Source organism: Caproiciproducens sp., from assembly GCF_053840905.1.
In genome coordinates this window covers 1-10,195 of sequence record NZ_JBNLXQ010000028.1, presented here as the reverse complement: position 1 = coordinate 10,195, position 10,195 = coordinate 1, and the positions used below count along the sequence as shown (strand labels likewise).

The 10,195-nt window shown below is 56.9% G+C and carries 13 protein-coding genes; 8 read left to right on the top strand and 5 right to left on the bottom strand.

Annotated features, from left to right (window positions below):
* From ACQGQ5_RS15755 to ruvX, 8 genes are all read left to right on the top strand, one after another.
* Positions 1–182, top strand: a 182-nt coding sequence (locus ACQGQ5_RS15755) for an iron hydrogenase small subunit (protein WP_455737419.1), incomplete at its 5' end; no start/stop codon positions are given.
* A gap of 189 nt (positions 183–371) precedes the next feature.
* Positions 372–1,106, top strand: a complete 735-nt coding sequence (locus tag ACQGQ5_RS15750; protein WP_455737418.1) for a YdcF family protein — start codon at positions 372–374, stop codon at positions 1,104–1,106.
* A gap of 195 nt (positions 1,107–1,301) precedes the next feature.
* Positions 1,302–2,585: a dihydroorotase gene (locus ACQGQ5_RS15745; RefSeq protein ID WP_455737417.1), complete on the top strand. Its 1,284-nt coding sequence runs from the start codon at positions 1,302–1,304 to the stop codon at positions 2,583–2,585.
* A 71-nt stretch (positions 2,586–2,656) separates the two neighbouring features.
* The gene (pyrF, locus tag ACQGQ5_RS15740) at positions 2,657–3,613 is read left to right on the top strand and encodes an orotidine-5'-phosphate decarboxylase (RefSeq protein ID WP_455737416.1); all 957 of its coding nucleotides are present in this window, start codon (positions 2,657–2,659) and stop codon (positions 3,611–3,613) included.
* Positions 3,610–4,374: a dihydroorotate dehydrogenase electron transfer subunit gene (locus ACQGQ5_RS15735; protein WP_455737415.1), complete on the top strand. Its 765-nt coding sequence runs from the start codon at positions 3,610–3,612 to the stop codon at positions 4,372–4,374. Before pyrF ends, ACQGQ5_RS15735 begins: the two co-directional genes overlap by 4 nt.
* 2 nt (positions 4,375–4,376) lie before the next feature.
* The gene (locus tag ACQGQ5_RS15730) at positions 4,377–5,294 is read left to right on the top strand and encodes a dihydroorotate dehydrogenase (protein ID WP_455737414.1); all 918 of its coding nucleotides are present in this window, start codon (positions 4,377–4,379) and stop codon (positions 5,292–5,294) included.
* A gap of 19 nt (positions 5,295–5,313) precedes the next feature.
* Positions 5,314–6,003 (top strand): histidine phosphatase family protein, encoded by a 690-nt coding sequence (locus tag ACQGQ5_RS15725; RefSeq protein ID WP_455737413.1) that lies wholly within the window; start codon positions 5,314–5,316, stop codon positions 6,001–6,003.
* On the top strand, positions 6,000–6,443 hold the full coding sequence (ruvX, locus tag ACQGQ5_RS15720) for a Holliday junction resolvase RuvX (RefSeq protein ID WP_455737412.1): 444 nt from the start codon (positions 6,000–6,002) through the stop codon (positions 6,441–6,443). Before ACQGQ5_RS15725 ends, ruvX begins: the two co-directional genes overlap by 4 nt.
* Positions 6,444–6,475: 32 nt before the next feature.
* On the opposite strand, the gene ACQGQ5_RS15715 is transcribed toward ruvX, so the two are convergent.
* From ACQGQ5_RS15715 to ACQGQ5_RS15695, 5 genes are all read right to left on the bottom strand, one after another.
* Positions 6,476–7,351, bottom strand: a complete 876-nt coding sequence (locus ACQGQ5_RS15715; RefSeq protein ID WP_455737411.1) for a DegV family protein — start codon at positions 7,349–7,351, stop codon at positions 6,476–6,478.
* 351 nt (positions 7,352–7,702) lie between these two features.
* A complete protein-coding gene (locus ACQGQ5_RS15710) occupies positions 7,703–8,023 on the bottom strand; it encodes a DUF1292 domain-containing protein (protein WP_243122518.1) in 321 nt (106 codons plus the stop codon).
* A 131-nt stretch (positions 8,024–8,154) separates the two neighbouring features.
* Complete coding sequence (locus tag ACQGQ5_RS15705) at positions 8,155–8,490, bottom strand: hypothetical protein (protein ID WP_455737410.1); 336 nt, start codon at positions 8,488–8,490, stop codon at positions 8,155–8,157.
* Between the two features lie 490 nt (positions 8,491–8,980).
* Positions 8,981–9,187: a hypothetical protein gene (locus ACQGQ5_RS15700; RefSeq protein WP_275713436.1), complete on the bottom strand. Its 207-nt coding sequence runs from the start codon at positions 9,185–9,187 to the stop codon at positions 8,981–8,983.
* Positions 9,188–9,333: 146 nt separating this feature from the next.
* On the bottom strand, positions 9,334–10,195 hold an 862-nt coding region (locus tag ACQGQ5_RS15695), incomplete at its 5' end, for a hypothetical protein (protein WP_455737409.1).

The following is a 10,195-nucleotide window of genomic DNA, read 5'->3' as shown; positions in this document are numbered from 1 at the left end:
TTACCGACCTGAAGGCGGAAAGGGCAAAGGCGCTTTACGAGGAAGACAGAAACCTGCCCCTGCGCAAGAGCCATGACAGCCCGCTCATCAAGATGGTCTATGAGGAATTCTTTGAAAAGCCGGGCAGCCATAAGGCCCATGAAATTCTGCACACAAGCTACGTGCCCCGTAAAAAGTACTAAATCACCAGTGCCTCCGGACGAAAAGTTCGGAGGCATTTTTATGGGAATTATGATATAATAATCGCAAGCGAATAGGATATCCGCATCAGCCCCTCGGGGAGGGCTGAAAAGAAATCGCGGTGACAGCGGAGCACGGACGAAAGGGAGGCGGGAACGCTGAAAAAACGGATTGTAAAAATTTTAACAATAATGATTTCCATCGGGGGGCTTGTCTGGTTTCTGATCCCGATCCATTGGGGTGTGCTGAATATCGGCAATGCGTCTGGAATCGCCGTATGCGTCCTCCTCTTTCTGACCGCCGTGTTTTCCGGCGCGATCGGCCGGAAATGCAGCAGCTCCAAAGGGTTCCGCATTTTTTGCCGTATCGTGCTGGCTTTGTTCTGTGCCGGGGTGCTGTGGGCCGCGGTGCTGACCGGGCTGATGATTTACGGCGCGGGAGCGGGACAGGCCTCTCCGCCTGCGGATGCGACGGTGGTCGTGCTTGGCAGCAAGGTAAGCGGCACCGCGCCGAGCGCGGATTTGCGGGTGAGGATCGAAACGGCGGCCGCGTATCTGAAAGACCATCCCAACGCGAAATGCATCGCCAGCGGCGGGCAGGGAAAAGGCGAGCTGGTGACGGAAGCTTCCGTGATCCGGGAGCACCTTGTGAAAAACGGGATCGACGCCTCCCGGATTCTCGCGGAGGATACGTCGGTTTCCACACAGGAAAACCTGAGCAATTCGCAGTCGCTGATTGAAAAAAACGGGCTGAATTCCGTGATGGCGATCGTTACGGACGACTACCACCAGTACCGCGCCGGCAGAATCGCCGCCGGACTGAAAATTACGTCCTGCCCGGTCAGCGCGCCGACGCCGTGGTACATTTTTTCTTCCTGTTACGCGCGGGAGCTGCTGGCGCTGACAAAGTTCTTTGTTTTCCCCTGATTCATGACTGAAATACAGAAAAATAATTTACTGTTTGTATAAAATATGACATAATTGTCTAAAAGTAGACCTGCCGGTCCGGTAAATGCCTAATGAAAGCAGGGAGAAAACAATATGGGGAACTCCCCCAGCAGGCTTCGCCTGCCAGCCCCCTCTGAGAAGGGGCCAATGATATTGAAAGAACGGAGGGAAGGAATGGACAGACTGCTCATTCGCGGCGCAAGGCTTCTTGACCCGAAAAGCGCGACGGACGAAACAGGGGATATCCTGATCACGGACGGCGTTTTTACCGCCGTCGGCGGGGAAATCCCCTGTACGGACGCCGAGGTAATTGACGCGCGGGGACTGGCCGCCGCGCCCGGTCTGGTGGACATGCACGTCCATCTGCGCGACCCGGGATTTACCGAAAAGGAAGATATTCTGACCGGCTGCCGCGCCGCCGCCGCGGGGGGCGTCACCAGCCTGTTGTGCATGCCCAACACCGAACCGGCGGTCGATACCCCCGAAACGGTGCGGTATATCCGGGATAAAGCACGGAGTGCAGACGCGAGGGTGTATGTCGCGGCGGCGATTACAAAGGGCCTGAAAAGCGAAGAGCTGAACGATCTGGCGGCGCTCAAAAACGCCGGGGCTGTCGCGCTGAGCGACGACGGACGGCCCGTCGTCAACACCCTGCTGATGGCGCGGGCCCTGCGCCTTGCCGCCGGACTGGATATGAGGGTGGTGTCCCACTGCGAGGATCTGTTCCTGTCGCAGGGAGGAAAGCTCAACGAGGGGGCCGTTTCCGAAAGGCTGGGGGTAAAAGGCGTTCCCGCCGCGGCGGAGGACTGCGGCACCGCGCGGGAAATCGCGCTTGCGGCGGCTTACGGCGTTCCGGTGCATATCTGCCACGTCAGTACGAAAACCTCCGTCGCGCTTATCCGCGACGCGAAGCGGCGCGGCGTCAGGGTGACGGCGGAGACCGCGCCCCACTATTTCGCTCTGACGGAAAACGAACTGCTGAGCCGTGACGCGGATTACCGCATGAGTCCCCCGCTCCGTACGGAAGAGGACCGGCTGGCGGTGATCGAGGGGCTGCGGGACGGCACGATCGACGCGATCGCGACCGACCACGCGCCGCATACCCCCGCGGAGAAATCCGATTTTCTATCCGCGCCGAACGGAAGCGTCGGGATGGAAACAAGCCTTGCCGCGGGAATCACTTATCTGGTAAACGGCGGGTTTCTCACGCTGACGGAACTTCTCCGCCTGATGGGCGCCGCGCCCGCGGACCTGCTGGGGATTCCGGCGGGCGCGCTCATGGCGGGAGCGCCCGCGGACCTTGTGCTGTTCGACCCCGGCGAGCGCTGGACGGTCGACCCCGACCGGCTGCACGGCAAAAGCAGGAACGCCGTCTTTAAGGGCAGGGAGCTGACCGGAAAAGTGAAAAAAACGGTTTGCCGGGGGAAAGTCGTCTTTGAAGATACAGGCTTGCGATAAGGGCTTTTATGGCAGCCTGCCCAACCGAGGGCAAACCGCCATTCAATAAAAGAATAAACGGAGGAACCACCATGGCACTGGACAGATTGATAGAAGGCATCGTAAAGCTGCAAAACCCCACGGTCGCGGGACTGGACCCCCTGCTTGACTATGTTCCGAACTTTATAAAGGAGAAAGCCTTTACCCGGTACGGCGAAACGCTGGAAGGGGCGTCCAACGCGATTCTGGAGTTCAACAAAGGGCTGATTGACGCTCTGCGCGGCGTCGTACCCGCCGTAAAGCCCCAATGCGCCTATTATGAAATGTACGGATGGCACGGTGTAAAGGCTCTGTACGATACCATCGCCTACGCAAAGGACAGGGGGCTGTTTGTCATTACCGACGGAAAGCGCAACGACATCGGCTCCACCATGCAGGCGTATGCCGCCGCGCACCTCGGCACGGTCACGGTCGGGGAGCGGACCCACGTCCCGTTCGGCGGCGACGCGCTGACCGTGAACCCCTATCTCGGTTCCGACGGCATTACCCCTCTGCTAAGCATTTGTGCGGCGCAGGACAAGGGGATTTTCGTGCTGGTAAAGACCTCCAACCCCTCCTCCGGCGAACTGCAGAACCAAATTTTTGAAGGCGGGGAAACGCTTTACGGCACCGTCGGGCATCTCTGCGGGCAGTGGGGCGAAGGCCTGCCGGGCAAGTACGGATATTCCGGCGTCGGCGCGGTGGTGGGTGCGACCTATCCCGAACAGTTGGCGGAGCTGCGCCGTGATTTGCCCCAAACCTTTTTCCTGGTGCCGGGCTACGGCGCGCAGGGCGGCGGCGCAAAGGACGTTGCCCCGGCGTTTGACGAGAACGGCCTCGGGGCGGTGGTCAATGCTTCCCGCTCCATTATGACCGCGTGGAAAAAGAGCGGCGCGCCGGAAACGGACTACGCCCGGGCGGCCGCGCAGGAGGCGAAACGGATGCGCGACGAAATCGTAAAGGAAATCGGCGCGGTTTCCCTTCCGCGGAAGGGAAGCCGTCAAGCATGAAATACGATGTAATGCTCTGCAAAATTACAGAAAAAAAGAGGCTGACCGCAGATGTTTTCGACCTGACCGTGGAGGCGGGCGAGCTGGCCGAAGCCGCGTCGGCAGGACAGTTTGCCCATGTCTATGTGCCGGGGAAAACCCTGCGCCGCCCCATTTCCATCTGTGAAATCGACCGCGCGGCGGGAACTCTGCGCTTTGTTTTCCAGATTCGCGGGGAAGGCACCGCCTGGCTTGCGGACGCATGCCCCGGCGATACGCTGGACATCCTTGCGCCGCTGGGAAACGGATATTCCCTCGGAAATACCCGACAAAAGGCAGTATTTGTCGGAGGGGGCATCGGTGTGCCGCCGCTTCTGGAGGCGGCGAAGGCCTTCGGGGAAAACGCGGCGGTTCTCGCGGGCTTCCGCAATGAGGAAAGCATCATCCTGAAAGAGGATTTCGAGAAATACGGAAACCGGGTGCTGATCGCGACCGACGACGGCTCTTTCGGCTACCACGGGCTTGTGACTGACCTGCTTAAAGGATTGGATTTTACCGTTATTTTTGCCTGCGGCCCCGTTCCCATGCTGAAGGCGGTGTGCAGGACCGCCGCCGCGCGCGGGGTGCCGTGCCAGATCTCCCTGGAGGAGCGCATGGCCTGCGGAATCGGCGCGTGCCTTGGCTGTGCGTGCAGGCTGAAAAAAGACGGGACGGAATTTTACGGCCATGTCTGTAAGGACGGCCCGGTCTTTGATTCTGAAACAGTCGTGTGGGAGGGATGAGCATGGCGGATTTACGGGTAAACATTGCGGGCGTTGCGTTTCAAAATCCGATTGTCGCGGCGTCCGGCACCTTCGGCTTCGGCCGTGAATACAGCGAATTTTATCCGCTCAGTACTCTGGGCGGGATTTCCTGCAAGGGGATCACGCTCACCGCGCGCCCCGGCAACCCGCCGCCGCGCATCGCCGAAACGCCGGGCGGAATGCTGAACGCCGTCGGGCTGCAGAATCCGGGGGTGGATCATTTTATCGAATACGACCTGCCATGGCTGAAACAGCAGGGGACGGTGATCATCGCGAACATCGCGGGCAATACGCCGGAGGATTACTGCCGGATGGCGGAAAAGCTTTCCGGAACCGATGTGGATATGATCGAGCTGAATATTTCCTGCCCCAACGTCAAACAGGGCGGCGTACAGTTCGGCACCAGCTGCGCCGGGGCGGAGGGCGTCACGGCGGCGGTGAGGAAGCACTGCAAAAAGCCGCTGATGGTCAAGCTGTCCCCGAACGTCGGCGATATCGGCGAAATTGCCGCGGCGGCGGAAAGCGCGGGCGCCGACGCGATTTCCATGATCAACACCCTGACCGGCATGCGCATCGACATCCATACCCGCAGGCCGGTGATCCGCAACAATACGGGCGGGCTTTCCGGCCCGGCGCTGCTCCCGGTGGCTGTCCGGATGGTCAGTCAGGCATATAAAAGAGTAAAAATTCCCATCGTCGGAATGGGCGGCATTTCCAAATGGCAGGACGCCGTGGAGATGCTTCTGGCCGGCGCTTCCGCGCTGCAGATCGGGACCGTGCTTTTTACCGACCCGTACGCCCCGGTGAAAATACTGGACGGGCTCGGCGAATATCTGGACAGGAACCATATCGCCGGGGCAGCCGAACTGACGGGAAAGATGATCCCATGGGAACCATAAGAAACAGGAGAATGATACAATGACACGAATCATACTTGTGCGCCACTGCGAAGCGATGGGAAACACAAAGGGCGTTTTTCAGGGGAGCACCGACTGCGATATTTCCGGAAGCGCCGAAGCGCAGCTTGACCTTTTGAGCATCCGGTGCCGCAACCTGCCGATCGGCGCGATTTATTCCAGCCCGTTAAAGCGGGCGTATAAAACGGCGCAGGCGATCGACCGCTTTCACGATTTGCCCATTCAGATCGAACCCCTCCTGCGTGAGATCAACGGCGGGGTTCTGGAGGGCCGGAGCTGGGAGGAGATATCCGGGCGCTTTCCGAACGAATGGGATACCTGGCTGAACCGCCCCTGGAATTTTGCCCCGCCGGAGGGGGAGCCCATGCGGCAGGTCTATAAAAGGGTATGGGAGGGCGTTACCGGGATTGCCCGGAAGAACCGGGGAAAAACCGTCTGCGCCGTTTCGCACGGCTGCGCCATCCGCAATATCCTCTGCAGCGCGCTGCATAAGCCGCTTGAGCAGATCAATCAGGTGGCGGGTTCCGCCAATACCGCGATCAGCGTGATTGATTTCGACGATGACCTGTACAGCACGGTGATTTCCATGAACGACGCTTCCCACCTGCCGCCGGAGGTCTCCTCCACCGCGAAATTCGTGTGGTGGAAGCAGAACAACCGGGAAGCGTCCGGGAAAAGAGGATCGCTATGAAAATACTGGCCGTCGATTTGGGCAGGGCGCGCACAGGACTCGCCGTGTGCGACGAAAGCGAGCTTTTGGCCTCTCCCGCGGGCGTAATCAGCGAACATAATATGGAACGGCTTGCCAAAACAATCACCGCACAGGCCGCGGAAAGGGCCGTGGGGATGATCGTGGTCGGGCTGCCCCGCAATATGGACGGCAGCGAGGGGGAAAGCGCGCAAAACGCCCGCGCCTTTGCCGAAGCGCTGCGGGCGCTGGGAAACGTTCCGGTGGAAATGCGCGACGAGCGGGGGACGACCATTACGGCCCACGGGTATCTGAACAATACCGACACGCGCGGAAAAAAGCGCAAGGCGGTGGTGGACGCGGTTGCCGCAACCATCATCCTGCAGGATTATCTGGATTACCGAAGAAATCAGAGAGAACAGAAAAAAGAGGGGGACGGTTGAAATCCGTCCCCCTCTTTTGGCTGCCGCCGTATTCAGTTCCGGTCTTTGCCGAGGTAGAACAGGGCTACGGTTCCCGGCCCCGCGTGAGTCCCGATCACCGGGCCGATTGGGTTGATCTCCGTCGCTTTGACATGGAACTTTCTCCGTACCTGATCCGCAACATACCTGGCGTCCTCCGGGGCGTCCCCGTGGCTGACGAAAATCATCTGCCCCTCCGGGTCCTCCACCGCGTTCTGCATATGATGAAGGAGGGCGTCCAGGGACTGGCGGCGCCCGCGTACCTTTTCGACCGGGATCAGCCGCCCTTCGCTGTCGACATGAAGGACGGGCTTGATCCCCAGCATCGTGCCGACCAGCGCCGCCGCGCCGGACACGCGTCCGCCGCGCTTCAGGTGGTTCAGGTCGTCGACGGTGAACCAGTGCGCAAGACGCGCCCGGTTGGAAAGCAGCCATTTGTGCACCTCGTCGACAGAGCTGCCGTTCCGGCGCATCTGCGCCGCATAGTAAACGAGAAGGCCTTCCCCCATGGAAGCGGCAAGAGAATCCAAAGCGTAAACCTTTCTGTGGGGATATTTCAGCGCAAGCTCCTCGGCAACCAGGCGCGCGTTGTTGTAGGTGCCGCTCAGGGCGGAGGAAAATCCGATATATATCACATCCTGTCCCGCCTTTAAAGCCGGTTCAAAAGCTTCCGTAAAGGTGACGGGGCCAATCTGGTTGGTGGTGGCCATTTCCCCGCCGCGAAGCCGGCCGTAAAAATTGTGGGAGGAAATATCGCGCTCGTCCGGATAATTGGTATAGGAATCTTCTCCGACCGTAAAGGTCATCGGAATCACTTCGATATCCATCTCTTTGATCAGCTTTACGGGAAGGTCAGAAGTGGAATCCGTTATGATTTTGTAATCGTACATCCAACCCTTCACTCCTTTCATAACTGGGTCCGGCTGCTTCTGAAATGCATTATATAATATTACCCGGAAACTGTACACCGACAAAATGAGCAAACTGTCATATGACAGTAAAAGAACCCCCGATCTTCATCAGGGGTTCTGAACGGATTTATTGATCCCGCCTGGCCGTAATGTGCTGAAATAACCTGCTACTAAAAAGCAGGTGGGTGCCAGCCCAATGGTTTCGTACTCCCTTCGTCCGGCAAAAGCCGGGAGGTCTGAGGTCCGCCACCGGAGCGTATGCTCCCGATTTAAATTTGTAGGGTTATTTTTGCAACGGTCCGCGCACCAGGCAGGGTGCAAACGAAATGCTTATTCGTCGTTTTCCGTATCTTCCTCGGAGTCGTACAGCTCTTCAAAGCGGCTTTCAAAAAGCTCGGCAAGCTTGTCGAGCAGCTCTTCGTCCTCTACCTCGGCCAACTGCTGTTCGCCGTTTTCTTCGATCGCTTCAAAGATATAGTAAGTGCCCTCCGCGTCAACTTTATCCTGTGGATCCTCAAATGTCGGCAGCAGCGCGTAGAAGCAGCCGTCATCGTTATCGATAACATCCAGAACCTCAAATTCGTGTTCTTCGCCGTCGTCGTCAATCAGGGTAATTAAATCCGCACCGTATTCGTCGTTCACAGGGGTCATCTCCTCACCGTTTATTTGTCTATGTATTATTCTACATTTCCTGTTTCATGAAGTCAACAGGAAAATAAAGTTACACTATAATATATGAAATTTTTTAAAAAAAGCTGAAAAATATATTGACCTTTTATAAATTATCCCTTATAATATAGATGGAAACAGAGAGGGATGATTTTAAACGGTGATGGGCGGGTGACAAAAAAAGGCGCCGCAGGAACGGCACCGGAAAAGGTACCGCCGGAGGAAGCACCGGGAAAATCACTGATGCAGAAAGAGGTGAGTCCAATGGGCATTGAACCGTTTTGTAAAGCACACAGCTGCAAGTTCGTTGGGCGCAGCTGCCGAATCCCTTGTTCAGCGTGAAAATAAATGATTCCGGAAAATCCTGATGATTCATGCAGCAAGATTGTAGGCGGAATATCGACCACGATGTCCGAACCAACGAAACGACGATTCTTTATACTTTGCAACCCGTTTTTTGCTTTTCTGAAAAAGCAGTTCGAATGAACAGGGAAAAGGGGTGAGTCCAAAATATAGTTTGAAACGCGTTTTCGGGTTTTCGTTTGATTAAAAAAGAAATTGGTGGTTCCAATGTACAGCTGAGAAAACAATTTTGATCGAATAAATTTGAGGCTCCGGCAATGAACTTGCCGGAGCTTTTGCTTTCTATCGTAAATCGGCATACAAGTATGAGGTGATTACATGATTCGGACATGATGACGGCTGCCGCGTGTCACAAAGAGTAACCGCCTTGTTTCAATATAAAATATGCCGCAAAGTTTTCTTTCGTGCATCCGCCAAACATATTTTTAAGAAGCTTTTTTCTTTGGGCATGGATTCCATCCCAAGACGCCGCACGGGACGAAAAACAGCGGAGGGAAATTTCCTTCCGCTGTTTTTCTTATTTCCATAGTGATCAGCTAAAGAAAAACCGTCCGGGACGTACGGAAAAGCGTAAAACTATGACCTTTTACGGCTGCAGACGAGCCGCTCGATGACATCATCCAGGATACGCAGATCGCTATTATTTAAATCGTCCAGCAGGGAAAGAATCCGTTTCAATGCTCTTGCGCTTTCGCTGTCACAGCTGTTGCTGCAGTCATTGGAACCAAAATCATTCGCGTCCGACACGGCCTCAACATTATTGGTATAGCGGTTTAGACTCATTGTCCTACTCCTTTCACTCGAGAATACTCCATAGTATGCATTGCCTGAACAGCCTGTCAATATGGGTGCGGGGAATTCCGCGCGCGTATAAAAAATCCGCCGGTCGGGAACCGGCGGATTGCGGAACGGTCTGCGCGGTTCCGTTTTTATTTTCCTAATATATTTACCCATGAAAGCATGTTTGACTGCGGGATTGCTTTGTTCTGTGCAGTCCCCTGTGTCGCCGTATTTCCGGCGGAATTCTGCGTGTTGGTCTGCGGCATGGCGCTGTTCTGCTGCATGGAAGTCCCTTGTGTCGCCGTATTTCCGGCAGCATTCTGCGTGTTGGTCTGCGGCATGGCGCTGTTCTGCTGCATGGAAGTCCCCTGTGTCGCCGTGTTTCCGGCGGCATTCTGCGTGTTGGTCTGCGGCATGGCGCTGTTCTGCTGCATGGAAGTCCCCTGTGTCGCCGTGTTTCCGGCGGCGTTCTGCGTGTTGGTCTGCGGCATGGCGCTGTTCTGCTGCATGGAAGTCCCCTGTGTCGCCGTGTTTCCGGCAGCGTTCTGCGTGTTGGTCTGCGGCATGGCGCTGTTCTGCTGCATGGAAGCCCCCTGTGTCGCCGTGTTTCCGGCGGCATTCTGCATGGTTGGCATATTCATCCGCGGCATCGCACCGCCCTGCTGCATGGAGGAGCTTTGCACCGCCGGCATATTCATCCATGGCATGGCGCTGTTCTGCTGCATGTTGGCGCCCTGCACCGCCGTATTCGCGTTTGGAGCGTTCTGCGTCATCGGCAGATTCATCTGCGGCATGGCGCTGTTCTGCTGCGTGTTGGCGCCCTGCACCGCCGTGTTCGCGTTTGGAGCGTTCTGCGCCATCGGCATGTTCATCCATGGCATGGCGCTGTTCTGCTGCGTGTTGGCGCCCTGCACCGCCGTATTCGCGTTTGGAGCGTTCTGTGCCATCGGCATGTTCATCCATGGCATGGCGCTGTTCTGCTGCGTGTTGGCGCCCTGCACCGCCGTATTC

Bases quoted from the DNA above. Each gene is read 5' to 3' on its own strand.
- ACQGQ5_RS15750 (WP_455737418.1), top strand. From the start codon at position 372: ATGATTTCCATCGGGGGGCTTGTCTGGTTTCTGATCCCGATCCATTGG.
- ACQGQ5_RS15745 (WP_455737417.1), top strand. From the start codon at position 1,302: ATGGACAGACTGCTCATTCGCGGCGCAAGGCTTCTTGACCCGAAAAGC.
- pyrF (WP_455737416.1), top strand. From the start codon at position 2,657: ATGGCACTGGACAGATTGATAGAAGGCATCGTAAAGCTGCAAAACCCC.
- ACQGQ5_RS15735 (WP_455737415.1), top strand. From the start codon at position 3,610: ATGAAATACGATGTAATGCTCTGCAAAATTACAGAAAAAAAGAGGCTG.
- ACQGQ5_RS15730 (WP_455737414.1), top strand. From the start codon at position 4,377: ATGGCGGATTTACGGGTAAACATTGCGGGCGTTGCGTTTCAAAATCCG.
- ACQGQ5_RS15725 (WP_455737413.1), top strand. From the start codon at position 5,314: ATGACACGAATCATACTTGTGCGCCACTGCGAAGCGATGGGAAACACA.
- ruvX (WP_455737412.1), top strand. From the start codon at position 6,000: ATGAAAATACTGGCCGTCGATTTGGGCAGGGCGCGCACAGGACTCGCC.
- ACQGQ5_RS15715 (WP_455737411.1), bottom strand. From the start codon at position 7,351: ATGTACGATTACAAAATCATAACGGATTCCACTTCTGACCTTCCCGTA.
- ACQGQ5_RS15710 (WP_243122518.1), bottom strand. From the start codon at position 8,023: ATGACCCCTGTGAACGACGAATACGGTGCGGATTTAATTACCCTGATT.
- ACQGQ5_RS15700 (WP_275713436.1), bottom strand. From the start codon at position 9,187: ATGAGTCTAAACCGCTATACCAATAATGTTGAGGCCGTGTCGGACGCG.